Below are 23,048 nucleotides of genomic sequence, written 5' to 3' on the forward strand. Positions count from 1 at the left end.
AACACCTTTCGCCTGCCCTTCTGACGAAAAACGCCGGTTTCGGACCCGAAGTCATGACACGATTCGGCTGAATCCGTGGCCCGCCGCCACCGCGCGGCGGGCCACGACCGATCACGATCCATGGAGCACTTCGTGGCCGAAACCGCTGGCCGTACCCACCGACGCACCGCCGCTCGCGCGGCAGCCGCGGCGCTCACCGCGGGCCTCGTCGCCACCGGCACCTCCGCCGTGGCCGCCAACTCCCCGCAGCCGTCGGCTGCGGCCGCCGAGCCCGCCCAGGCGCCCGCCACCGCAGCAGCGGCCGCAGCCGCCGTCACCCCCAGGTTCGCCCTGTACGGCGCCAACTCCGCGGGCACCCTGTACGCCTACACCGGGAACGGGAAGGGCGGGCTCACCGCCCGCGCGGACAAGGGCTCGGGCTGGACCGGTGTCAGCGCCATACTGCAGGTCGACAACGACAACAAGGCCAACGGGTACAGCGAGGGCCTCTGGTTCCGTGAGACCAACGGGAACGTCGGCTTCCTGAAGTTCGAGGGCGAGAAGCCGGTCAAGGTCGGCTCCGGCTGGAACATCTACGACAAGCTGGTCTCCCCGGGCAACATCGGCGGCGCCGCCGCGGGCGATCTGCTCGCCCGCGACGCCAAGGGCGACCTGTACCTCTACCTCGGCTACGGCAACGGCACGGTCACCAAGCGCCTCAAGGCCGGCTACGGCTGGAACATCTACAGCGAGATCGCCGGCAACGGCGACCTGACCGGCGACGGCAAGAACGACGTCGTCGCGCGTGACAAGTCCGGCGTGCTGTGGCTCTACAAGGGCACCGGCGACCAGAAGGCGCCGTTCGCCAAGCGCACCGAGGTCGGCAGCGGCTGGAACCAGTACAACCGGCTGGTCTCCACCGGGGACATCAGCGGGGACGGCCGCACCGACCTCCTCGCCCGCAACGCCAAGGGCGAGCTCTACCTGTACAAGGGCACCGGCAAGGCAGCCGCCCCGTACCAGGCCAAGGTGAAGGTCGGCACGAGCGGCTGGAACAGCTACAAGTTCCTCTTCTGATCCGCCAGGCTGCCTGATCCGACGGGGGTTCGGCAGGACCGGAACATGCGGGAGGGCCGCATCCCCGTCGCGGGGATGCGGCCCTCTCCTCGTACTGCCCGCCGGTCCTACTTGCGGATCAGGCTGCGCAGCACGTACTGCAGGATGCCGCCGTTGCGGTAGTAGTCCGCCTCACCGGGGGTGTCGATGCGGACGACGCCGTCGAACTCCACTCCGGTGTCGGTGGTGACCTTGACGGTGCGCGGGGTGGTGCCGTTGTTCAGCTCGGTCACGCCGGTGAAGGAGAAGGACTCCTCGCCGGTCAGGCCGAGGGACTCGGCGGTGTGGCCCTCCGGGAACTGAAGCGGGAGGACGCCCATGCCGATGAGGTTCGAGCGGTGGATGCGCTCGTAGGACTCGGCGATGACGGCCTTGACGCCGAGGAGCGCGGTGCCCTTGGCGGCCCAGTCGCGGGACGAGCCGGAGCCGTACTCCTTGCCCGCCAGGATGACCAGCGGGGTGCCGGCGGCCTGGTAGTTCTGCGAGGCGTCGTAGATGAACGAGACCGGCGCGTCGCTCTGGGTGAAGTCGCGGGTGTAGCCGCCCTCGGTGCCCGGCGCGATCTGGTTGCGCAGGCGGATGTTGGCGAACGTGCCGCGGATCATGACCTCGTGGTTACCTCGGCGCGAGCCGTAGGAGTTGAAGTCACGGCGCTCGATGCCGTGCTCGTTGAGGTACTTGCCGGCCGGGGTGTCGGCCTTGATCGCACCGGCCGGGGAGATGTGGTCGGTGGTGACCGAGTCGCCCAGCTTGGCGAGGACGCGGGCGCCCGTGATGTCGGAGACCGGGGTGGTCTCCATCGTCATGCCCTCGAAGTACGGGGGCTTGCGCACGTAGGTGGACTCGGGGTCCCACTCGAAGGTGTTGCCGGTGGGGATCGAGAGCGCCTGCCACTGGGCGTCGCCCGCGAAGACGTCCTGGTAGGACTTGTTGAACATGTCCTCGCCGATGGAGTTGGCGACGACGTCGTTCACCTCGGCCTCGGACGGCCAGATGTCGGCGAGGAAGACGGGCTTGCCGTCCTGGTCGACGCCGAGGGCGTCCTTGGTGATGTCGACCTTCATCGAACCGGCGATGGCGTACGCGACGACCAGCGGCGGGGACGCCAGGTAGTTCATCTTGACGTCGGGGTTGATCCGGCCCTCGAAGTTGCGGTTGCCGGAGAGCACCGAGGTCACGGCCAGGTCGTGCTCGTTGACCGCCTTGGAGACCTCTTCCGGCAGCGGGCCGGAGTTGCCGATGCAGGTGGTGCAGCCGTAGCCGACGAGGTTGAAGCCGACCTTGTCGAGGTACGGGGTCAGGCCCGCCTTGTCGAAGTAGTCGGTGACGACCTTCGAGCCCGGGGCGAGGGTGGTCTTGACCCACGGCTTGCGGGTCAGGCCCTTCTCCACGGCCTTCTTCGCCACGAGCGCGGCGGCGACCATGACGTACGGGTTCGAGGTGTTGGTGCAGGAGGTGATCGCGGCGACGGTGACGGCGCCGTGGTCCAGCTCGTACGAGGTGCCGTCGGGGGCCGTCACGGTGACCGGGTTCGACGGGACGCCGTTGGTGGCGGCCGGCGAGTCGGAGGCCGGGAAGGACTCCTTGCCCGCCTCCTCGTCGTCCGAGACGTAGTTGCGCACGTCCTGGGCGAACTGCGCCTTGGCGTTCGCGAGGACGATGCGGTCCTGCGGGCGCTTCGGTCCGGCGATGGAGGGGACGACCGTGGAGAGGTCGAGCTCCAGCTTCTCGGAGAAGTCCGGCTCGGCGGCCGGGTCGAGCCAGAGGCCCTGCTCCTTGGCGTACGCCTCCACGAGCGCGACCTGCTGCGCGTCGCGGCCGGTCAGGCGCAGGTACTTCAGCGTCTCGTCGTCGATCGGGAAGATCGCGGCGGTGGAGCCGAACTCCGGCGACATGTTGCCGATGGTGGCGCGGTTGGCGAGCGAGGTGGCGGCGACGCCCTCACCGTAGAACTCGACGAACTTGCCGACGACACCGTGCTTGCGGAGCATCTCGGTGATGGTCAGCACGAGGTCGGTGGCGGTGGTGCCGGCCGGCAGCTCGCCGGTCAGCTTGAAGCCGACGACGCGCGGGATGAGCATCGAGACCGGCTGGCCGAGCATCGCGGCCTCGGCCTCGATGCCGCCGACGCCCCAGCCGAGCACGCCGAGGCCGTTGACCATGGTGGTGTGCGAGTCGGTGCCGACGAGGGTGTCGGGGTACGCCTGGCCGCCCCGGACCATGACCGTACGCGCCAGGTGCTCGATGTTCACCTGGTGGACGATGCCGGTGCCCGGGGGGACGACCTTGAACTCGTCGAAGGCGGTCTGGCCCCAGCGCAGGAACTGGTAGCGCTCCTTGTTGCGGCCGTACTCCAGCTCGACGTTCTGGCCGAAGGCGTCCTTCGTACCGAACTTGTCGGCGATGACGGAGTGGTCGATGACCAGCTCGGCCGGGGCGAGCGGGTTGATCTTCGTCGCGTCACCGCCGAGCTCCTTGACGGCCTCACGCATGGTGGCGAGGTCGACGACACACGGCACACCGGTGAAGTCCTGCATGATCACGCGGGCCGGCGTGAACTGGATCTCCTGGCTGGGCTGAGCCTGGGAGTCCCAGCCACCGAGCGCCCGGATGTGGTCGGCGGTGATGTTCGCGCCGTCCTCCGTGCGGAGCAGGTTCTCCAGCAGCACCTTCAGGCTGTAAGGGAGGCGCGCGGAGCCCTCGACCTTGTCCAGCTTGAAGATCTCGTACGACTCGTCGCCCACGCGCAGCGTGCTGCGGGCGTCGAAGCTGTTCGCCGACACGACAGTCTCCTTCATCAATGTGCGCGTAACTCCGCGCCGCGCCTCACTACGGCGGGCGCCGCGTGGTGCTGCCTACAGCCACTCGGACCATCCGCTAAGGTAGGGCTTAGTTAGGTAACCCTTACCGTGTAGCGGCCCACTGTGCGCCTTCGGCATATATCTCGATGTCGAGATAACTCTAGTACATCGCCGGGGAACGGTCATGTCGGGGCTCGCTGTTCCGTCGCAGTGATCCGAGACGCGCCGAGGCGGGGTCAGCTGTGTTCAGGGCGTTCGATGGACATCTTGGGCAGCTTTCGGGCCAGCGGGGCAGGGAGCCACCAGGCCCGTTTGCCGAGCAGCTGCATGACGGCGGGAACGATCAGGCAGCGGATGACCACGGCGTCGAGCAGGATGGCCACGGCCAGGCCGAGCCCGAACTGCTGGAGCATGCGGTCCGAACTGAGGACGAACGCCCCGAAGACGAACATCATGATGGCCGCGGCGGCGGTGATGACCTTGCCGGTGGAGGCGAGCCCTTCGCGTACGGATTGCGAAGGGTCCTGGGTGCGCGTCCATTCTTCGTGGATACGGGAGATGAGGAAGACCTCATAGTCCATGGACAGCCCGAAGACGATCGCGAAGATCAGCGCGGGGATGAAGGCTTCGACGGGCCCCGGCTGCGCTCCGAACCAGCCGTGCTGGAACACCAGGGTGATCACGCCCAGCGCGGCGGAGATGGACAGCAGGTTCAAGGCAGCGGCCTTGACGGGGATCCAGATCGACCGGAAGACCAGCAGGAGCAGCAGCGAGGAGACGCCTACAACGACAGCGACGAACAGGGGCAGCCGGTCGGCGAGCGTCTGGGAGACGTCCTGGGAGGCGGCCGTGGCACCGCCGACCAGCACGTCGGCGCCGGTGGTGCGTTCCAGGGGCGGCGCCACGTCGTCGCGCAGACGGTGCACGAGGTCCACGGTTCCCTCGGCCTGTGGTGAGGTCGTCGGGTAGACGAAGACGGTGGACAGGGCGCCGTCCTCGGAGGGCATCGCGGGGCCGGCCTCGGCGACGCCGTCGGTGGTGGCGAGCTTCGCCCGGACGGCCTCGCCGGCTTCTCGATCTCCCTTGACCAGGACGATGAGCGGCCCGTTGAAGCCGGGGCCGAAGCCTTCGGCGAGCAACTCGTAGGCATGGCGGGAGGTGGTCTCCTCGGGATCGTTGCCGGAGTCGGCGAAGCCCAGGCGCATGCCCAGGGCCGGTGCGGACAGGGCCAGGAGCGCGATCACGCCGGCCAGCAGGGTCGGGATCGGGCGTCGCTGCACGGCGCGTGCCATGGCGCGCCAGCCGTCCCCTTCGGTCTTGCCCTTCTCGGTGCCCTTGGCCCGCTGCTTGAGGACATGGCGCTGGATGCGGCCGCCGGACAATGCCAGCAGAGCGGGGAGCAGTACGAGGGATGCGGCCATGGTGATCAGGACGGTGATGGCTACCGCGAGGGCGATGCCCCGCAGGGAGCCGAGTCCGAGGGCGACCAGGCCCAGCAGGGCGACGATGACGGTGCAGCCGGCGAAGAAGACCGTGCGGCCGGCGGAGTCGAGGGCCTTGCGGCCGGCCTCTGCGGGCTGGGCTCCGGCCAGGAGTTCGTGGCGGTACCGGTAGAAGATCAGCAGCGCGTAGTCGACGCCGACGCCGAGGCCGACGAGCATCAGGATGGGCGGGGTGAAGTCCGCGACGGTGAAGAGGTGCGAGGCCAGGGCGATCAGGCCGATGGCGCCGCCGACGGCGAACAGTGCGGTGATCAGCGGCAGTGATGCCGCGAGCAGCGAGCCGAACAGCAGCACCAGAATGACCAGGGCGGCCACGATCCCGGCGAGTTCGGCGGTCGGTCCCGCCTTGTCCTCGGCATTGCGCGCGGCCTCGCCGCCCACCTCGACCTGGAGGTGACCGGTGGCGATGCTCTGCGCGGTGTCGATGATGTTGGCGACGTCCTCCTTGGGAACGTCTTCCGTCTTGCCGTCCAGCGTGACGGACGCGTAGCCGATCGTGCCGTCCTCGGACACCGCCGAGGCATCGGCGAAGGGACTGCGCACCTCGGCGACCCCCGCCATGTGCTCCACCTCGGCCAGCATCGGCTCCACCCTGGTCCGGGCTCTCGTGATGCCCCCGGTGTCCTTGAAGACGATCTCGACACTGTCACCGGCCTGGTCACTGCCGTGCTTCGTGAACAGGTCGGTGGCCGCCTGGGAATCGGTGCCCGGCAGCGAGAAGTCGTTTCGGTACGCGGAGCCCGCAGCGGCGGAGCCCAGCGTGATGGCGGCCACCACGGCCACCCACAGCAGAAGGGCGGCCCAACGATGACGCTGCGCCCAGCCGGCCAGGGCACCGAACCGTCCCACGGGCGCGGACGCGGCGCTCTGTGGCACGGACGGTGCAAGGGACGCGGCGGAGCCGCGGGGCGAAGACATGATGCCTACCTCGAATTCGAGCGAGTGTTGCCTGCGGTCATCGCCACACCCACGACCGCTCCGGCAAGAGCCGGGACACCGAGCGCCAGCCCGGCGCACACACCACTGACCGTGATGGAGAACGTTCCGGCAGCGGTGACCAGCAGAATTCCGGCAGCGGCACCCACCAGTGCGCCGACGGCGGCAGCACTGATCCAGGACGGGGTGAAAGACGACGACATGCCTCGATCGTGCGCGTGGACACCGGCCTCGGTCATCGGCCCACGGCTGACAGTCGGCCTGCACCCGGAGCAGGATGGCGACAGCCGCGCCGTACACCAGCGGATGTACGGCGCGGTCGGCGCGTACCTCTCCAGCACGCCATCGCGTCGCGAAGGCGGACATATACACCTGGTCCGGGTCGTGCCGCAGGCAGAATGAAGGTATGCCGCGCCTCGATGTCACGCGCCCGCGCCTGCCCACCGGGCGGCGCGCCGACCTGGCGCTCGCCGGGATCGTGCTGGTCCTGACAGGTGTGGCCGAGGGGCAGCGGCTGGGCGCGGACCGGGCCGTCACCGGATCGGTGATCGGCTGCTGGCTGTCGGCCGTGGCGGTGTGCGCGGCGCTTCCGCTGCGCCGCGCACACCCGGTGGCGGTCGGCTGGTTCACGGTGACCGGCACCGGTGTCTACTACCTGCTGAGCACGGTCGACGGCCCGCTTGTCCTCGTCCCGGTCGCCGCGCTGTACGCGCTGGCGGCCCAGGGACGGACGCGGGCATCGGTCGCCATGGCGGCGGTCATGGTCATCGGTGTGGGCGCGGGAGTCCTGGCCGGCACCGGCGATGTCAACGGCACTGCGGTGTTCATGCTGACCGGCTGGCTGGTCGCGGTGGTGGCGTTGGGGGCGATGCGCCACGGCCGGATCGCCTACGCCGAGGAGGAGGCGAGGATGCGCACCGTTCAGGAGCGGTTGCGCATCGCTCGTGAACTGCACGACGTGATCGGCCACAACATGTCGATGATCCACGTCCAGGCATCGTCCGCCCTGCACCGGCTGCGCAAGGACCCCGCCCAGGCGCAGGAGGCACTGACCGCCATCAAGCAGGGCAGCAAGGAGGGCCTGCGGGAACTGCGCGCCACCCTCGGCGTACTGCGTCAGGTCGACGAAGAGGCTCCCACCACTCCGTCACCGGGCCTGTCCAGGATCGACGAACTGGTCTCCTCAGCCACTCGGGCGGGTCTGGACGTACGCGTCGAACAGAGCGGAACCCGCTCCCCGCTGCCGGCCTCGGTGGACCTCGCCGCCTATCGCATCGTCCAGGAGTCGCTGACCAACACCGTCAAGCACAGCGGAGCCCGGCACGTCGTCGTCCGGATCCGCCACGACGCCCGGGAACTGACGCTCAGCGTCCAGGACGACGGAAGGGGCGGGACCCGTTCCGGACACGAGCATGGCAGCGGGATCGCGGGCATGACGGAACGGGCACGCGCCCTGGGCGGAACAGTGAGCGCCGAGCCTGGCAGTGCGGGCGGATTCACGGTCCAGGCCCGGCTACCGTTTCCGGACCACCACGAACCGATCGGCGGAGCAGTTGATGATCAGGATCCTGCTGGCGGATGACCAGCGCCTCGTGCGCGCCGGGATCCGCGGCATCCTCGACGACGAGGACGACCTGCACGTGGTCGGCGAGGCCGCCGACGGAGAGACCGCCCTGGCCGCCTGCCGTGAACTGCGCCCCGACGTGGTGCTGATGGACATCCGTATGCCCGTCATGGACGGACTCGAAGCCGCTCGCCGTATCGCCGCCGACAAGGAACTGGCGGCGGTGAAGGTAGTCATGCTGACGACCTTCGACCTCGACGAGTACGTGTACGGGGCCTTGCGAGCGGGCGCCACGGGCTTCCTCGTCAAGGACACCGAACCGGAGGAACTCCTGCACGCGATGCGCGTCGCCGTACGGGGCGACGCTCTCATCAGCCCCTCCATCACCCGCAGACTCATCGCCGAGTTCGCCGGCCGGCCGGACAACCCCCGCGAGCCCGACCCGCGCCTCAACGCGCTGACCAGCCGCGAACGTGAAGTGATGCGGCTGATCGCAGCCGGACGCACCAACGACGAAATCGCCGCACAGCTGGTCGTCTCACCGCTGACCGCGAAGACCCACGTGAGCCGCATCATGGCCAAACTCGGTGCTCGGGACAGGTCGCAAGTCGTGGTCATGGCCTACGAGTACCGCATGGTCGCCCCCGGCTGGCTCACGGGCTGAATCCCCGAGGGGCTACGAGCCGGGATGGTCGTCGCGGATCAGCGCTGAGCAGACGACCCGATTCGTTGCCGAAGGACTTTGTGCCCGTGCCTCATCCCCGACGAGGGGCGAGCTGTGCGCGCACCCAGGCGGGATCGGGGTTGGTATGGGGCAGTCCCGCGACGAAGACGGTCGGTACGGTCTCGTTGCCGTCGTTGACCGCCCTCACCGCCGCGGCTCCTTCCGGGTCGCGCCAGATGTTGACCCAGTGCATCCGGCCGGCGCCGCGGCCCAGCCGGATGCGCAGCCGCATGCAGTACGCGCAGCCAGGACGCCAGAAGACGACCGGACGGCCGTCGGCCGCGCTGCGGCGTTGCGCCTCCCCGGCACCGGTCGACCTCGGGAAGATCAGGGGCGAGTGCAGTCCGGCGAGCGCCAGGAAAACCAGCAGGAGTGCCACCGCCGTACCGATGCTCCCCTCCAGGAACGACCCCGTCGCGACGGCTGAGCCGCAGAGCAGGTAGAGCATCGGCAGGATCCAGGCGCGCATCATGGTGGAGCAGGCTACCGATCAGCCGAACGGCTCGTCGACACAGGGTCCTTCGTCCGGTCAGGGCCGCCGGAACACCACCTCGGGATACCTGGCGGAGGGGCCGTCGAGGAGCGGCTGCGGAATGCCCCGCAGGTGCAGGTCGAAGAAGGCCGCGACGTAGTCCCGGGTGATGTGCCACCCCTGTTCCGCGGGCAGCGGCACGGCGGAGTCCGACAGTCCGAGCCGGTCGGCCAGGTACGGCAGGTCCGTGAAGGAGAAGTGCCCGGCGCCGGCCACGGTCAGCCAGCGCTTCCAGCCCTCCAGGTGCTTCCACGCGTCGGGCCAGTCGCCGGTCGCGCCGCCGGGGCTGTGCAGGTCCTCGGCGCCGAGCATCATGAAGGGGCGCCCCCCGAGCCCCGTCGCGGCGGGGCTCACGAAGAAGTCACCGTCGAGGTCGGCCCCCGCCCGGACGCGACGGTCGCCGGCCATGGTCGCCGCAGCGGCCGCGCCTCCGATCGAATGCCCGGCCATGCCGATCCTGCGGGTATCGATCAGTCGGGACAGCGCCCCCGCCTTCCGGCCGTGCGTCAGCTCGTCGATCACGAAGGACATGTCCTCGGCCCGGCCGCGCACCGCATCGGTCCACTTCTCGTCCCTCTCGACCTGCTCGCACGCCGCACAGGTCAGCACTCGGCCGCCGGGGAACGCGGTGCCGACGGATTCGTAGGCGTGGTCCACAGACGCGACGACATAGCCCCGGCTTGTCAGGTCCTCGGCGATCGAGGTGAGGGTGGTGCGCGGCATCGAGAATCCCGGGGAGAGCAGGACCAGCGGGAAGCGCCCCCGCGCCGGGGAAGCCCCCTCCCGCTCATGGGTGCCGGTCCGGGCGACCGGTTCCGGGGGCACGAGGCCGTCGAGTCCCCGCGCCTCCAGGAGGAGTCGCGCCTCTTCGGTCGTCATGTACGGCGCCGGCGAGCCGGTCGCCGGCCGGGACGGGTACGTCACCGACACCATCAGTTCCCGGTCGCCGGCCGACGGCACCCATGGGTCCGTGCGGTGATGGTCGACCAGGTGCAGGGTGCGCCGGCCCACCGCGTACGGGCCGGTGGGATCAGGCAGTTCCAGCGCGTTCGCGGGGGCGACCCGGGACGGGGGCCGTGGAGTGTGGGCCGCGGCGGCCGGTGCGGCGCCCAGGAGCGGGGCGGACAGGGCGAGGGCGAGCAGCGCGGCGGCGCCGGCTCGGTGATGTCCGGTAGTGGTCATGCGACCAACGCTAGGCAGCGGGCGACGCCAACGCATGCTGCTACAGGGCGACTTGGACATACCTCCGCGGTCTGACCGGTGTCGGACCCAGGTACCACGCGACGCTCAGCCGCCGGGCCGTTCACCCGCGCTCGCGGGGATCTGTCGGTGGACGTCGTCCAGCAGGTTCCGCATCGCGATGCGGAAGATCTCGGCCTGGTGACCGCCCAGGAACGCGGCGTGCCCGAACACCTCCAGGATGACCAGTCCGTTGAGGTGTCCCCACGCGCTGAGCAGCAGGGCGGTCGCGGGAGGCGGCAGCCGCCCCGGACCGTAGTGCGGCAGTCGCTCCAGGTACGCCCGGAGCTCGGGCGAGAGCGCGGGGGTCTCTGCGGCGGCGAGCTGCGCCACGGTGAACCCGTCGAACATCTCGCGCTCGAAGATCGAGCTCATCCGGCGCATCGCCTGCGTCGTCGGGCCCTCGACGGGGGCCGCGTAGTCCCGCAACGGCGTCCCGTAGAGAAGCTGGAAACGCTCCGGGTGGGCGACGGCCCACTGGCGGTAGCCCTCGGCCGCGACCACCAGGCGCGGCAGGCCGGGGTCGTCCGGGGCGGTGTCGACGGCGGCCTGTACCGCATCGGCCAGGTCGCCGTACGCCTTGGCGATCAGCTCCGTGACGAGGGCCTCGCGGCTCGGGAAGTAGTGGTACAGCGCCTGCACGGTCATCCCCAGGCCACGGGCGACCGCACGCAGTGACAGGGCGGCGGGACCGCTCTCGGCGATGTGCTGCTCGGCGGCGTCCAGGATCTCCCGGGTCGCCGCGGCCCGGCGGCGCTGGCGCAGGGTCTGCGGGACCGTCACGTGTTCGTCGGCGGGCATGGGGCGACCGTACGGCGGCCACCGCGTGCGGGGCAAGAGGAACTTGTCACCCATGAAGAAAATCTCACACTGCCAAATCTTCTTGCTCCTCACTAACGTCACTCGTGGCCGCGGCCGTTCGGGCCGTTTCCCATCCGGACCTCTTCCGTGTGGACACCTCCACATGGGCACCTAAGGAGATCGTGCGTGTTTGAACGCATAGCCGAACTGGCCATCCGCCGGCCCCGGTTGATACTCGTCGTCGCCGTCGTGGCCGTTGCCCTCATGGGCGTCCTGGGCTCCGGCGCGTTCGGCAAGTTGCTCGGGGGCGGCTACGACGACCCGGCCTCCTCGTCCACCCGGGCCGGGAAGGTCATCGACGAGAAGTTCGGCGGGGAGACGAACCTGGTCCTGCTGGTCCGCGCCGACGGGGGCCGCGTCGACGCCCCGGACGCGCAGCGGAGCGGCCGGGCCCTGCTGGCCGGCCTCAAGAAGGAGAAGAACCTGGAGAACGTCGTCTCGTTCTGGGACACGGGCAGCGCCGCCCTCCGCTCCGAGGACGGCCGCGAGGCCATGGTGCTCGCCCATGTGAAGGGCAACGACACCGAGCGCGACGAGAACGCCAAGAGCGTCATCGACGCCTACACCGGGCCGTACGAGGACGTGCTCACGGTCCGGGCGGGTGGCGCCGCCGCCGTGACCAGCGAGATGGGGACGCAGTCGGGCAAGGACCTGCTGCTGGCCGAGGGCATCGCCGTACCGCTGACCCTGTTGCTGCTCCTGGTCGTCTTCGGCAGCGCGGTGGCCGCCCTGCTGCCGCTGGTGATCGGCGTCATCGCCATCGCCGGCACGTTCGCGGAGCTCTTCCTCCTCGGCAGCGTCACCGATGTCTCCGTCTTCGCGGTCAACCTCACCACGGCGCTGGGGCTGGGTCTCGGCATCGACTACGCCCTGCTGATGATCAGCCGGTTCCGGGAACAGCTGGCGACCGGGGCGAGCGTGGACGACGCCGTCCGGCGGACGGTGAGCACCGCGGGCCGTACGGTCGCGTTCTCCGCCGCGACCGTGGCGGCCGCGCTCGCCGCGCTCCTGGTGTTTCCGCAGTACTTCCTGCGCTCGTTCGGCTACGCCGGGGTCGGGGTCGTCGCCATCGCGGCGTTCAGCACGCTGTTCGTCATGCCGGCCCTGTTCGTCGTGCTGGGTCACCGGGTGAACAGCGGGCGGATGCCGTGGGCGAAGCCGGGCCGTACCGGCAACCGGGCACCGGTGTGGGGACGGCTGGCCGGCACCGTCATGCGGCGGCCCGCGCTCACCGCACTGCCCGTGCTCGCGGTCCTGCTGGTCGCGGCGAGCCCGCTCCTCGGCATCACCTTCGGCACACCGGACGAACGCGTGCTGTCCTCGGGCGCCGAGAGCCGCCAGGTCTCGGCGGTCCTCCAGGAGAAGTTCGACGGCAATGACGACGCGGCCCTCCACGTCGTCATCGACACCTCGGTGGGCAAGGCCCCGCTGGCGTCGTACGCGGCCGGACTGTCCGGCCTCAAGGGCGTCGCCCGCGTAGAGACCAGCGCCGGAACCTACGCCGACGGACGGTCCACCGCCGCCGGCAACCCCGCGCTCGGCCGCCCCGACGCGCAGCGGATCAACGTGGTGAGCGCGCTGGCCCCGAAGTCGGACGCGTCCCAGGCCCTGGTCGGCGAGGTGCGGGCGCTCGCCCCGCCCGCCGGAGCGCACGCCCTGGTGGGCGGCACCGACGCCGTACTGGTCGACGCCAAGGGCGCGATCGCGGACCGCCTTCCGATCGCGGTGACCCTGGTCGTCCTCACCACGTTCCTGCTGCTCTTCCTGTTCACCGGGAGCATCGTCCAGCCGCTGCGCGCGCTGGTGCTCAACATGATCAGCCTGGCGGCGACCCTCGGCGTCATGACCTGGATCTTCCAGGACGGCCACCTCTCCTCGCTGCTCGGGTTCACGGCCCAGCCGATGGAGGTGTCCATGACCGTGCTGATGTTCTGCATCGCCTTCGGTCTCTCCATGGACTACGAGGTCTTCGTCACCAGCCGGATCAAGGAACTCCACGACCTGGGCGAGGACAACGAGAGCGCCGTGACCAACGGGCTCGGGCACACGGGACGCATCGTCAGCGCGGCGGCGTGCCTGCTGGCGGTGAGCTTCTTCGCCTTCGGCACGGCCGAGCTCAGCTTCATGCAGCTGTTCGGTCTGGGCAGCGGCCTCGCCATCCTCATCGACGCCGTCGCGGTACGCGGCATCCTGGTGCCCGCCGCGATGCGGCTGCTCGGCCGGTCCGCCTGGTACGCGCCCGGCTTCCTGCGCAGGGTCCACGGACGGTTCGGCCTCAGCGAGGGCGGCCCCGCGCCTGAGCCCACCGCCGGGTCGCCCGAGTCGTCGTACGCGAAGGACCCGGCCCGGATCTGACCACGCACGGCCCTCTCCCCCCCCCGCGAAGTGTGCCCGCCTCCCGGCCTCCGGGAGGCGGGCACCCGCATGGACGGGACGGGGCGGGCGGTGCCCGGCGGCACCGGGCATGGTGGACTTCGAGTCCGGCGGACGGAGACAGCGACAGGGAGGCGGGCATGACCGAGCACGGCGAGGACAAGGGATATCTGCTGGACAACCAGCAGTCGGAGGCGGGAGTAAGGTTCGGCGCGCTGGCCGAGCTCTTCGACCCGGTGACGTTCCGGCACATCGACCGGATCGGCCTCACCGAGGGCATGCGGTGCTGGGAGGTCGGCGCCGGCGGCCCCTCCGTCCCCGCGGGTCTCGCAGAGCGGGTCGGCGCCACCGGGCAGGTCGTCTGCACCGACATCGACGTGTCCTGGGCCCGGCAAGCCGCCTCCGACACCGTCGAGGTGCTGCGCCACGACGTCGCGGCCGATCCTCCGCCGCCGGGCGGCTTCGACCTGGTGCACGCCCGGCTGGTCCTGGTGCACGTCGTCGACCGGGCCGAGGCCCTGCGCCGCATGGTCCAGGCGCTGCGACCCGGTGGCGTGCTGCTCCTGGAGGACGCCGATCCGGGGCTGCAGCCCCTGCTGTGCCCGGACGAGTCGGGCCCCGAGCAGCGGCTGGCCAACCGCCTGCGGTCCGGGTTCCGGGAGCTGATGGCGGGGCGCGGGGCCGATCTCGCGTACGGCAGGACCCTGCCCAGGCGGCTGCGCGAGGCCGGCCTGCTCGATGTGCGGGCGGACGCCTACTTCCCGATCACCTCGCCGGCCTGCACCGTCCTTGAGGCCGCGACCGTCCGGCAGATCCGTGACCGGCTGGTGGCGGCGGGGATCGCGTCCGACGCGGACATCGACCGCCATCTCTCGAACGTCGCCACCGGGGAGCTCGACCTGGCGACCGCCCCGATGATCTCGGCCTGGGGCCGCCGTCCGCAGGGCGGGTCTCGATCCGGTCAGGAATCGAGAAGCGCCTGACGCGGACCGTGCCTAGTCTGACCGCCATGGACATCACCATTCACACCAGCGTCCTTCCGCACGACGACCCGGACGCGTCGCTGGCCTTCTACCGTGACGCCCTCGGCTTCGAGGTCCGCAGTGACGTCGGTCAGGGACGGATGCGCTGGATCACGGTCGGCCCGGCCGGTCAGCCCGACACGTCCATCCTCCTGGCACCCCCGGCCGCCGACCCCGGGGTCACGGAGGACGAACGCCGCACCATCACCGAGATGATGGCCAAGGGCACCTACGGATGGATCCTGCTGGCCACCCGGGACCTCGACGCGACCTTCGAGAAGGTGCAGGCGGCCACGACCGAGGTCGTCCAGGAACCGACCGAGCAGCCGTACGGAATCCGCGACTGCGCCTTCCGCGATCCCGCGGGCAACATGGTCCGCATCCAGGAACTCCGCTGAGAGCTGAGAGGGGATCCGCTCGTGTGCCATCCCTCGTGGGCGCGGGCCCGCGCCCAGGACCAGCGGTTGCGCGAACTGGCCGTCCTGCGCCGGGTCCGCGACCGGATCGACCGGGAGTACGCGCGCCCGCTGGACGTCGAGGCGCTCGCGCGCGGCGTCCACATGTCCGCCGGTGACCTCAGCCGCCGGTTCCGGCTGGCGTACGGCGCATCGCCGTACGCGTACCTGATGACACGTCGTACAGAGCGCGCCGACAGGAATCGGGAAGCGTCCGCCCCGGACGTCTTCGCCCGGGGGGCCGCCCCGCCGGTGCTCGCGCCCTGACCGGACGGCGGCCTGACCGCGCGTAGGGCGTGTTCTGAAAGTCCCGTCTGCCCGGCGGCGCCTGGCACGCTCGCGGCGGACGACGCCACTTTCAAAACACGCCCTACCCGGACGTCCGCCGCCGGACCAGCTCCTTCTCCTCCTCCGGCAACGCGTCGGCGGCCAGCAGCCGGGGCAGCAGCTCGCCCTCCAGGGTCATGGCCCGGAACACGAGAGCGACGGTCACGTCGTGATCCGGCCGGTGCACGACCTCGACCGGGTCGCCGGCGCGGATCTCGCCCGGCTCGATCACGCGCAGGTACGCCCCGGGCAGCGCGGCCCGCGTGAACCGCTTGATCCAGCCGTCACGCCCCAGCCAGCCCTGGAACGTCCCGCACGGGATCCGCGGGCAGGACACCTCCAGGACCACCTCCGCCCCGATCCGCCAACGCTCCCCGATCAGGGCGCCGTTGACGTCGATCCCCAGGGTCGTGAGGTTCTCCCCGAAGACCCCGTCGGGCAGCGGCCGGCCCAGCTCGGCCTGCCAGCCGTCGAGGTCCTCGCGGGCGTAGGCGTAGACGGCCTGGTCGGAGCCGCCGTGGTGCTTCACGTCGTAGACCCGGTCCCCGGCGAGGCCGACCGCGCCGGTGCCCTTGGGGCCGGGAGCGGTGACGGCGACCGGTCCGGTGACGGGCCGCTTGTCGATACCGGTCGAGCTCAGCCCTTTCCAGGGGTTGGGACGGGGGCGGCCGGTGTTGACCGAGAGCAGCTTCATTCCGGGGACCATACGACCGCCTCCGCGCCGGGGCGACCCCTTTTCCCCGCCGCCCGGTCCCGGCCGGGGGCAACCCCGATGGACGCGCTCCGGGTGCCGGCCGGTTCCGGCGGGCGGACCATGGGCATGGGTGGCGGCGCCCGCGCCGCGCCGCGCGCCCGCACCGCTGTCCCGCGCCGCGGGCCTGCACCCGCCCGTCACCCGAACACCACACCCCACCAACAGGCTCATCTCATATCTGAGATAGCCTTTTGGCATGTCAGATGACTACCTCGTACGTATCGGCAAGCTCATCCGTGACGCCCGCCAGCACCGGGGCTGGACACAGAGTCAGCTCGCCGAGGCGCTCGCCACCAGCCAGAGCGCCGTGAACCGCATCGAGCGCGGCAATCAAAACATCAGCCTTGAGATGATTGCCCGCATCGGTGAAGCACTCGACAGTGAGATCGTGTCGCTCGGCTACGCCGGCCCCATGCACCTGAGGGTGGTCGGCGGGCGCCGGCTGTCCGGCGCCATCGACGTCAAGACCAGCAAGAACGCCTGCGTGGCGCTGCTCTGCGCCTCGCTGCTCAACAAGGGCCGCACCGTGCTGCGCCGGGTGGCCCGCATCGAGGAGGTCTACCGCCTCCTGGAGGTGCTGAACTCCATCGGGGTGCGCACCCGGTGGATCAACGACGGCACCGATCTGGAGATCGTCCCGCCCGCCCGGCTCGACATGGACGCCATCGACGCGGACGCCGCCCGCCGGACCCGGTCGATCATCATGTTCCTCGGTCCGCTGCTGCACCGGACGGACCAGTTCAAGCTGCCGTACGCGGGCGGTTGCGACCTCGGCACCCGGACCATCGAGCCGCACATGATCGCGCTGCGCCGGTTCGGACTGGAGATCGCCGCGACCGAGGGCATCTACCACGCCCGGGTCGACCACACCGTCACGCCCGGCCGCCCCATCGTGCTGACCGAGCGCGGCGACACCGTGACCGAGAACGCGCTGCTGGCCGCCGCCCGGCACGACGGCACCACCGTCATCCGCAACGCGTCCTCCAACTACATGGTCCAGGACCTCTGCTTCTTCCTGGAGGCGCTGGGCGTACGGGTGGACGGCGTCGGCACGACCACACTGACCGTGCACGGCGTGCCCACCATCGACGTGGATGTGGACTACTCCCCCTCCGAGGACCCGGTCGAGGCGATGAGCCTGCTGGCCGCCGCCGTCGTCACGGAGTCCGAGCTGACGATCCGCCGGGTACCGATCGAGTTCCTGGAGATCGAGCTCGCGGTACTGGAGGAGATGGGCGTCGACTGCGACCGCACCTCCGAGTACGCGGCCGACAACGGCCGCACCCGGCTGGTCGACCTGACGGTCCGGCCCTCCAAGCTGGAGGCGCCGATCGACAAGATCCACCCGATGCCGTTCCCCGGCCTCAACATCGACAACGTGCCGTTCTTCGCGGCCATCGCCGCCTCGGCCCACGGCCAGACCCTGATCCACGACTGGGTCTACGACAACCGCGCCATCTACCTCACCGACCTCAACCGCCTCGGCGGCCGGCTCCAGCTCCTGGACCCGCACCGGGTGCTCGTCGAGGGCCCGACCCGGTGGCGCGCGGCCGAGATGATGTGCCCGCCCGCGCTGCGGCCGGCGGTGGTGGTGCTGCTCGCGATGATGGCGGCCGAGGGCACCTCCGTACTGCGCAACGTGTATGTGATCAACCGCGGTTACGAGGAGCTGGCGGAGCGGCTGAACTCGGTGGGCGCCCAGATCGAGATCTTCCGCGACATCTGATACGCGGATGCCGCCGCATCCCGCCTGACCTGCCATTTAGCGGGTCAGGGAGGGGTGCGGCGGCATGTCTGGGACTTCTCTGGGACTTTGGGCCTGCGGTGGGCTACGAGCCACACTCCACGGACCCAGCGGACCGATCGCGGCTACGCGAAGATCACGTCGATGGCGGCGCTACCTCGTGCGCCGGCGCGGGGCAGGAAGTGGGAGTACTTCCGCAGCGTGAACCCAGGGTCCGAGTGGCCGAGCCAGCGTGCCAGAGAGACGACCGATTCGCCGGCCTCCAGTTCCTCGGAGTCGAAGAAGTGGCGCAGGGCGTGGAAGCCGTGCTCCCGGTTCTCCACGCACGCCGTGGCGTAGCCCAGCATCTGGTGGACCGCCGGCGAGATGACCGGCCCCTCCTCCGTGCGAGCACGCAAGAAGGCTTACACAGCGCCGAGTTGGGTGCTCATGTCCGTGTACGCGTCAAGGTTGGGACGCTCGGGCGGGGAGAGGGGGAACCCGTGGCGGGGGTGAGCCGCGTCTGGTCGGGGATCAGCCCGGCACGGATGGCGGCCTTGAGGTAGTTGCGGGCGTCGGGCAGCGAATGCTCGCGCTCCTCGTCCGTCAGTTCCTCCCAGGCCGGGTTGTACACGCCCTCGCGCGAGAGCTGCTGGCGCCACCGGGCGAGGGCGAGCACGCGAGGGTCGTCCATCTCGATGTGCGGTATAGGCATCGGCACGGGAGATCCTTCACAGGTAGAAGATAGCTACCGGTGATTCCAGGGAGAATACCCGATAAGGCTTGCCTAACCTGGATGTGACGCACCGGCAGGGCTTTCCAGGGTTCAACCAGGGTCTGTTGGCCGAGCGGCCACGAGCCGCGACGGCCGCGGCCGCTCACCAGCGGAGCAGCCAGTAACGCTAAGCCGGTCTCGGCAGGTGACGGCGCCTCGACCGCGTCTCTCAGAACGGCTTCGCAGAAATCGGAGGTTGTGAGAGTGCGGTACGCGAGGTAAGGCGGACTTGGAGTCGTGAGGGGTGAACTACCTTGCCCCGCAGTGGATTTCGCAGCAAAGGCATTGATCGCCGCGAAAGATTCACCTAGCATCCATGTGTACATGTCACGCATGGTCTTTCAGGTCATGCGTGCCGACATCGACCTTCCCGAAGGAAACCCGCGTCGTGAAAGCAATACTGAGGGCCGTCTCGTCTCTCGCTGTGCTGGTTGCCGTGCTCGCCGCGACGGCGACACCGGCAAGCGCGGCAACGACCTACCACACAACAAATGTGACCCATGGCCCCGCAGCCGGCTCGGCCTGCCACGAAAACTCATACTTCGCCCTGTGTTACGAGCAGAACGGCGATGAGATCTACATCAAAGACAAGAAGGCTGACGGCCACGCCATCGTCGCGCAATTCTTCTGGGGGACGAGTGGCATCGTCTACGAGTGCAAAAACAGCCTCGGACAGAAGGCGGGCTGGACCTGGTGCAATAACCTGCACGACCTGATTCCCGAAAAGAAGCTCCTCAGTCTATGGGGCTGGGTCGACAACAACGGCAACCCCACTTCCGGCACCGGCATCCGGTTCGACGTCACCACCTGAGAACGGAGACTCACCATGCTGAGAAAGATCTTCGTCGCCACTGCAGCGGCGGCTACCCTGTTCGCTCTCACCACCGCACCCGCACAGGCCGCCTCCGGACCGCCCTCCGGCGCGCCCTGCTCGGTCGGGCCCACGTCAACCGTCTGCTTCGCCGCTTACGGAGATCACATTTGGCTCAAGGACACCAAAGCTGACGACCACGCCGCAGTCAGTCTCTGGGTCTATTCAAGTGACCTCGCAACCGGACACTACTGCGCCAATACTTCCGGGGAAAAAGGTGGCTGGAAGGACTGCAACTACAACATGCGCGAGAACGCGGAAATCCGCTTCCGCAGCTACTCGCGCATTCACGCAGACGACAACAAGCACTGGGTGTCGGGTACCGTAAGTCCCCTCTTCTACGCCAACACCGGTGGCTGATATCCCAACCGGCAGATGAACGCGGTCAAGCGTTGTCGTGGTCCGACTGCGGATCACGGCAACGCTTTTCGTCGACCAGCTGCCGGACCGTCGTCCGGCCTCGCTCCGACCGCGCTGCTTCGCCGTCAGCGCTGATGATCCGGGATATCGCGCTGCCTGCTAAAAGGGCATTACCTCGCGTACTGCACTCTGAGAGGGGTTCTGCGAAAACTGCGGGTCACCGAGTGCCGTCGGCACGACGGTCGACCATCCCGGCTTCGGGGAACAGAGGAGCACGGCCGCGCTCGGCGCCGGGCCCCACCGCGGCCCCACCACCGCCGGCCCGCCGGAATTCGGGCACAGGAATAGCTGCGCCCACTGCGGCGCGGTCAAACGGCTGGATGCATCCCAATAGCTATTGCCAGGTCAGAGTCTCCATTGCCTGGCTGATTGATTTCCACTCGTAATTCGACGGCAATGAATCCCATTGTGATTCATCGTTGGCGGGTGGCTGTGGTTTCCATGGCAGCTCCATCACCGCCAGCTGCGGCCGGTCCGCTCCTGCGTCGGTACGGCGCCCCGCCTGCTCGGGCGGGACGGCAAACACCAGCACGCGGTGCCCGTTGGGTGACACATCGGTCCGGAAGAGGGTCGCCTCGGAGATCAGCCTAATCCAGGGCCAACGTCTGATCGACAAAGAATCCTTCTACGTCAGTACTTCCTGACTCGCTAGCTCAGCAGTAGTGCCGTCTGCCCGCAGAAGCTAACTTCCGCGGGCAGACGGCGTCGGATCACACTGTCCATGCGGGAGTAGCTGGAATGTTGGAATCCTGGAACCTTGAGAAGAGTCAGAATTTCTGCCTTACGCTGTCTGCGGCACGCAGCGCGGAAGAGGTAATCGAAATCTATGGTGCTGACCTGAGTGCAGCCCGCTGGCTAGCCTCGAAGGACTGCGATACGGCGACTGGTGAAAGCACGCTACTCCGTACCGGTTCTTTGGGGAGCTGGGCTTTTTGCATCGAGTTCGAGAACCCGATTGGGTTTCTTGACGGCGTGATTTGCAACCTGTCCACGAACACCGAAACGATCATTCTCTACCACACAGCAAAAGCACTCAAGGTGTTCCAATATGTAGTGAACGGCCAATTGATGGAATCCTTTGAACCCGGCTACCCACCCAGTGCTTGGGGGTGGAGCAACCACGAATTCTCACGCAAGGCCCACGAGCTCATTCCCTCCTCCCTGAACGCCGTAGCCGCATGTTTGGACGTAATCTCTGAACACGTCGGACAGCCCCTGACCGCGGACCTACTCACTGGGCCATTGCTTTCCGCAGTCGTCGATACCCCTGATCGCCCAGCCCTCGAACGCAAGGTCCCCGGGCTACGTATGACGACTCCGCCCGAAATACGCAGCATGTTGGGCCGACGCCTGTAAACCCCCACGGGTAGAACAACTCGTCTAGTACTCCAGTGCGACTTCGTGATTTGGCGTCACGTGGGAATGCCGTAGTGGCTACTGAGATTTAACTCGTGGTGTCGTCATGTGGATTTGATGGTCAGGCCGGTCTCGGTAAGGCGGCCGTCGATGAGGTTGCTGCGGTACTGGATGTGCCGTAGGCCGCTCCGGATGGTGCGGATGAGGTGTTCTGGCGTGGAGAAGGCGATGTTGGAGAGCCAGCCGCGTCGTAGCAGGGACCAGATGCCTTCGACTGGGTTGAGGTCGGGTGCGTATGCAGGCAGGTAGAGGATGGTCAGCCAGTGACGGGAGGCGGCGAACTTCCGTAGACCTGCGGCTTTGTGCACGTTGAGGTTGTCCCAGATGAGGACGATCGGGCCGCCGAGTTGTTGGTGGGCTGCGATCAGAAGGTCCCGGTAGTCGCGCCAGGAGAAGCTCTTGCGCCCGTCGCGTCGGCCGTCGTCCCGGCGGGGAAGGTAGATCAGCCGGGATCGGTGGCCGGGTTTGTAGCAGGTCAGCGCGGCGATCGATATCCGTCTGCGAGAGCGGCCGCGGACCCGCACCACCGGGGTCCGGCCGCGCTGGGACCAGGTCTTGGCATGCGACGGCGTCATGGAGGAGCCGGCTTCGTCCTCGAAGACCAGCCAGGCTCCACGAGCCGCCGCTAGTCTTCCGCGCGGGGCCACACCTCCTTGACCCACCCAGCCACCGCGTCGTCATCGCGCTCCATGGCACGACGGGCCGGAACCTGGCAGGACCAGCCGTTCCGCACCAACAACTTGCGTACGCCCTGGATCGTGTAATTGAGGTGGAAGCGCCGTCCGATCACCGTCTTCACACGGCTCAGAGTCCAGCGCTGGTCCTCCCAGCCGTGCGCGGCCGGCCCCTTGGCCAGCTCCGATTCCAGCTGAGCGAACTGCTTCTCGCTGAGTCTCGGCAGCGATGCAGGGCCCTGCGATCTCAGGGATCGTGGACCGCCCTCGGCCCATGCCTGACGCCATCTCTGCACCGACCGGACGCTGACCCGCAGATCCCTGGCGATCGCTGAACTGCCCTCGCCCCGGGCAAACCGCTCAGCCGCCTGAAGCCGTAACTCCTCGCGCTTGCACTGCCGTTCAGCAGTCAACCCGCCACCCTGTGGATACCCCATCCTCCGGTGATACCGCAGGCGGGCACCAACCGTCAGCCCCTATGACTTCACGAGTTCAATCTCAGTAACTGACGGTGTTCTGGCCGATCGCCCGGATGACGTCGGCAAGCCAAACCAGGTGGTAGCCCACGGCCCGGTCCTCGTCGGCGAGCAGGCTCTCAAGGTGTTGCCATGACTCGGAGAGCTGCCCGATCGTCATCGTGCTCGGTTCGTTGGGGACGTCATAGAGCTCATCGCCCGGAACGGACCAGAAGTGGTCGTGATCGAGTGTCACCGTGTTGCCGGCTGACGCTTCAACGTGTCGAAGCGCCAACTCGAAGGCGTGCCGAAGCTGATCGAGCGGGATCTGCAGTGGTTCGCTGGTCATACGCTCATCTTGGCCGGTCAGGAGCTGCGTTGGGTCCACCCGGCTTGGCATCGGCGGGTACGAGCGGCCGACGGGCGAAGCGAGGAGATCAGCACTGAGGTGGACCCGGCCGGAAACGGGAGCGGCCGCCGCGTGATCGTCAGAGGTTGTGTGGACTCCTGAAGATGGTGCGCTGGCCGC

The 23,048-nt window shown here is 68.8% G+C and carries 21 protein-coding genes and 1 pseudogene; 11 read left to right on the forward strand and 11 right to left on the reverse strand.

Going from position 1 to position 23,048, the window contains the following annotated elements:
* Positions 1 to 132 precede the first annotated feature (132 nt).
* Positions 133 to 1,056, forward strand: coding sequence for an FG-GAP repeat domain-containing protein (locus ACZ601_RS06540; protein ID WP_469533671.1), 924 nt, complete (start codon positions 133 to 135; stop codon positions 1,054 to 1,056).
* A 107-nt stretch (positions 1,057 to 1,163) separates the two neighbouring features.
* Here the strand turns inward: ACZ601_RS06540 and acnA are convergent, their stop codons facing one another.
* The 3 genes from acnA to ACZ601_RS06555 all read right to left on the reverse strand — a co-directional run bounded on the left by acnA (position 1,164) and on the right by ACZ601_RS06555 (position 6,537).
* Positions 1,164 to 3,878, reverse strand: coding sequence for an aconitate hydratase AcnA (gene acnA, locus ACZ601_RS06545; RefSeq protein ID WP_440573510.1), 2,715 nt, complete (start codon positions 3,876 to 3,878; stop codon positions 1,164 to 1,166).
* 254 nt (positions 3,879 to 4,132) lie between these two features.
* The gene (locus tag ACZ601_RS06550) at positions 4,133 to 6,316 is read right to left on the reverse strand and encodes an MMPL family transporter (RefSeq protein ID WP_469533674.1); all 2,184 of its coding nucleotides are present in this window, start codon (positions 6,314 to 6,316) and stop codon (positions 4,133 to 4,135) included.
* Between the two features lie 5 nt (positions 6,317 to 6,321).
* Positions 6,322 to 6,537, reverse strand: a complete 216-nt coding sequence (locus ACZ601_RS06555; protein ID WP_440573508.1) for a hypothetical protein — start codon at positions 6,535 to 6,537, stop codon at positions 6,322 to 6,324.
* Between the two features lie 203 nt (positions 6,538 to 6,740).
* Between ACZ601_RS06555 and ACZ601_RS06560 the strand changes: the two genes are divergently transcribed.
* Together ACZ601_RS06560 and ACZ601_RS06565 are read left to right on the forward strand one after the other, a co-directional pair.
* Entirely contained in the window at positions 6,741 to 7,916 is a 1,176-nt protein-coding gene (locus ACZ601_RS06560; RefSeq protein ID WP_440573507.1) for a sensor histidine kinase, read from the forward strand.
* Complete coding sequence (locus ACZ601_RS06565) at positions 7,891 to 8,562, forward strand: response regulator (protein ID WP_469533678.1); 672 nt, start codon at positions 7,891 to 7,893, stop codon at positions 8,560 to 8,562. The genes ACZ601_RS06560 and ACZ601_RS06565 overlap by 26 nt, the downstream gene beginning before the upstream one ends.
* Before the next feature lie 91 nt (positions 8,563 to 8,653).
* Here the strand turns inward: ACZ601_RS06565 and ACZ601_RS06570 are convergent, their stop codons facing one another.
* From ACZ601_RS06570 to ACZ601_RS06580, 3 genes are all read right to left on the reverse strand, one after another.
* Complete coding sequence (locus ACZ601_RS06570) at positions 8,654 to 9,094, reverse strand: glutaredoxin domain-containing protein (protein WP_469533681.1); 441 nt, start codon at positions 9,092 to 9,094, stop codon at positions 8,654 to 8,656.
* Positions 9,095 to 9,151: 57 nt separating this feature from the next.
* Complete coding sequence (locus ACZ601_RS06575) at positions 9,152 to 10,336, reverse strand: alpha/beta hydrolase family protein (RefSeq protein WP_469533682.1); 1,185 nt, start codon at positions 10,334 to 10,336, stop codon at positions 9,152 to 9,154.
* A 105-nt stretch (positions 10,337 to 10,441) separates the two neighbouring features.
* Positions 10,442 to 11,194 carry a TetR/AcrR family transcriptional regulator gene (locus tag ACZ601_RS06580; protein WP_469533685.1) on the reverse strand — a complete coding sequence of 251 codons (753 nt, stop codon included), beginning with the start codon at positions 11,192 to 11,194 and terminating at the stop codon, positions 10,442 to 10,444.
* 186 nt (positions 11,195 to 11,380) lie between these two features.
* On the opposite strand from ACZ601_RS06580, the gene ACZ601_RS06585 reads away from it, so the two are divergent.
* The 4 genes and pseudogenes from ACZ601_RS06585 to ACZ601_RS06600 form a co-directional block, all read left to right on the forward strand.
* Positions 11,381 to 13,609, forward strand: a complete 2,229-nt coding sequence (locus ACZ601_RS06585) for an MMPL family transporter (RefSeq protein WP_469533688.1) — start codon at positions 11,381 to 11,383, stop codon at positions 13,607 to 13,609.
* A gap of 158 nt (positions 13,610 to 13,767) precedes the next feature.
* Positions 13,768 to 14,610 carry a class I SAM-dependent methyltransferase gene (locus tag ACZ601_RS06590; protein WP_469533690.1) on the forward strand — a complete coding sequence of 281 codons (843 nt, stop codon included), beginning with the start codon at positions 13,768 to 13,770 and terminating at the stop codon, positions 14,608 to 14,610.
* 26 nt (positions 14,611 to 14,636) lie between these two features.
* Positions 14,637 to 15,047, forward strand: a complete 411-nt coding sequence (locus ACZ601_RS06595; RefSeq protein ID WP_328695290.1) for a VOC family protein — start codon at positions 14,637 to 14,639, stop codon at positions 15,045 to 15,047.
* 21 nt (positions 15,048 to 15,068) lie between these two features.
* Positions 15,069 to 15,299, forward strand: a pseudogene (locus tag ACZ601_RS06600) (AraC family transcriptional regulator); the annotation flags it as partial.
* 175 nt (positions 15,300 to 15,474) lie between these two features.
* Here ACZ601_RS06600 and ACZ601_RS06605 read toward each other — a convergent pair.
* Positions 15,475 to 16,125 (reverse strand): MOSC domain-containing protein, encoded by a 651-nt coding sequence (locus tag ACZ601_RS06605; RefSeq protein ID WP_469533693.1) that lies wholly within the window; start codon positions 16,123 to 16,125, stop codon positions 15,475 to 15,477.
* A 256-nt stretch (positions 16,126 to 16,381) separates the two neighbouring features.
* On the opposite strand from ACZ601_RS06605, the gene ACZ601_RS06610 reads away from it, so the two are divergent.
* The gene (locus tag ACZ601_RS06610; RefSeq protein ID WP_440573498.1) at positions 16,382 to 17,911 is read left to right on the forward strand and encodes a helix-turn-helix domain-containing protein; all 1,530 of its coding nucleotides are present in this window, start codon (positions 16,382 to 16,384) and stop codon (positions 17,909 to 17,911) included.
* A 143-nt stretch (positions 17,912 to 18,054) separates the two neighbouring features.
* On the opposite strand, the gene ACZ601_RS06615 is transcribed toward ACZ601_RS06610, so the two are convergent.
* Together ACZ601_RS06615 and ACZ601_RS06620 are read right to left on the reverse strand one after the other, a co-directional pair.
* Entirely contained in the window at positions 18,055 to 18,327 is a 273-nt protein-coding gene (locus tag ACZ601_RS06615) for a hypothetical protein (RefSeq protein ID WP_469533696.1), read from the reverse strand.
* A 29-nt stretch (positions 18,328 to 18,356) separates the two neighbouring features.
* Positions 18,357 to 18,623 carry a hypothetical protein gene (locus tag ACZ601_RS06620; protein ID WP_469533698.1) on the reverse strand — a complete coding sequence of 89 codons (267 nt, stop codon included), beginning with the start codon at positions 18,621 to 18,623 and terminating at the stop codon, positions 18,357 to 18,359.
* 448 nt (positions 18,624 to 19,071) lie between these two features.
* Between ACZ601_RS06620 and ACZ601_RS06625 the strand changes: the two genes are divergently transcribed.
* From ACZ601_RS06625 to ACZ601_RS06635, 3 genes are all read left to right on the forward strand, one after another.
* On the forward strand, positions 19,072 to 19,494 hold the full coding sequence (locus tag ACZ601_RS06625; RefSeq protein WP_469533700.1) for a hypothetical protein: 423 nt from the start codon (positions 19,072 to 19,074) through the stop codon (positions 19,492 to 19,494).
* Between the two features lie 15 nt (positions 19,495 to 19,509).
* Entirely contained in the window at positions 19,510 to 19,914 is a 405-nt protein-coding gene (locus tag ACZ601_RS06630; RefSeq protein WP_469533704.1) for a hypothetical protein, read from the forward strand.
* A 798-nt stretch (positions 19,915 to 20,712) separates the two neighbouring features.
* Entirely contained in the window at positions 20,713 to 21,330 is a 618-nt protein-coding gene (locus tag ACZ601_RS06635) for a DUF6461 domain-containing protein (RefSeq protein WP_469533705.1), read from the forward strand.
* 104 nt (positions 21,331 to 21,434) lie between these two features.
* Here ACZ601_RS06635 and ACZ601_RS06640 read toward each other — a convergent pair.
* Both ACZ601_RS06640 and ACZ601_RS06645 read right to left on the reverse strand, forming a co-directional pair.
* Positions 21,435 to 22,501 (reverse strand): IS630 family transposase gene (locus ACZ601_RS06640; RefSeq protein WP_469533708.1). Its coding sequence is split into 2 segments (ribosomal slippage): positions 21,435 to 22,052 and positions 22,055 to 22,501, totalling 1,065 coding nucleotides; the frame shifts between segments, so codons are not numbered across the junction.
* A gap of 61 nt (positions 22,502 to 22,562) precedes the next feature.
* On the reverse strand, positions 22,563 to 22,868 hold the full coding sequence (locus ACZ601_RS06645) for a hypothetical protein (protein WP_469533710.1): 306 nt from the start codon (positions 22,866 to 22,868) through the stop codon (positions 22,563 to 22,565).
* Positions 22,869 to 23,048: the final 180 nt, after the last annotated feature.

Source organism: Streptomyces sp. NPDC104307 (assembly GCF_055584045.1).

Bases quoted from the DNA above. Each gene is read 5' to 3' on its own strand.
- ACZ601_RS06580 (WP_469533685.1), bottom strand. From the start codon at position 11,194: ATGCCCGCCGACGAACACGTGACGGTCCCGCAGACCCTGCGCCAGCGC.
- ACZ601_RS06560 (WP_440573507.1), top strand. From the start codon at position 6,741: ATGCCGCGCCTCGATGTCACGCGCCCGCGCCTGCCCACCGGGCGGCGC.
- ACZ601_RS06630 (WP_469533704.1), top strand. From the start codon at position 19,510: ATGCTGAGAAAGATCTTCGTCGCCACTGCAGCGGCGGCTACCCTGTTC.
- ACZ601_RS06635 (WP_469533705.1), top strand. From the start codon at position 20,713: ATGTTGGAATCCTGGAACCTTGAGAAGAGTCAGAATTTCTGCCTTACG.
- ACZ601_RS06610 (WP_440573498.1), top strand. From the start codon at position 16,382: ATGTCAGATGACTACCTCGTACGTATCGGCAAGCTCATCCGTGACGCC.
- ACZ601_RS06645 (WP_469533710.1), bottom strand. From the start codon at position 22,868: ATGACCAGCGAACCACTGCAGATCCCGCTCGATCAGCTTCGGCACGCC.
- ACZ601_RS06595 (WP_328695290.1), top strand. From the start codon at position 14,637: ATGGACATCACCATTCACACCAGCGTCCTTCCGCACGACGACCCGGAC.
- ACZ601_RS06605 (WP_469533693.1), bottom strand. From the start codon at position 16,125: ATGAAGCTGCTCTCGGTCAACACCGGCCGCCCCCGTCCCAACCCCTGG.
- ACZ601_RS06620 (WP_469533698.1), bottom strand. From the start codon at position 18,623: ATGCCTATACCGCACATCGAGATGGACGACCCTCGCGTGCTCGCCCTC.
- ACZ601_RS06555 (WP_440573508.1), bottom strand. From the start codon at position 6,537: ATGTCGTCGTCTTTCACCCCGTCCTGGATCAGTGCTGCCGCCGTCGGC.
- ACZ601_RS06570 (WP_469533681.1), bottom strand. From the start codon at position 9,094: ATGATGCGCGCCTGGATCCTGCCGATGCTCTACCTGCTCTGCGGCTCA.
- ACZ601_RS06575 (WP_469533682.1), bottom strand. From the start codon at position 10,336: ATGACCACTACCGGACATCACCGAGCCGGCGCCGCCGCGCTGCTCGCC.
- ACZ601_RS06550 (WP_469533674.1), bottom strand. From the start codon at position 6,316: ATGTCTTCGCCCCGCGGCTCCGCCGCGTCCCTTGCACCGTCCGTGCCA.
- ACZ601_RS06565 (WP_469533678.1), top strand. From the start codon at position 7,891: ATGATCAGGATCCTGCTGGCGGATGACCAGCGCCTCGTGCGCGCCGGG.
- ACZ601_RS06590 (WP_469533690.1), top strand. From the start codon at position 13,768: ATGACCGAGCACGGCGAGGACAAGGGATATCTGCTGGACAACCAGCAG.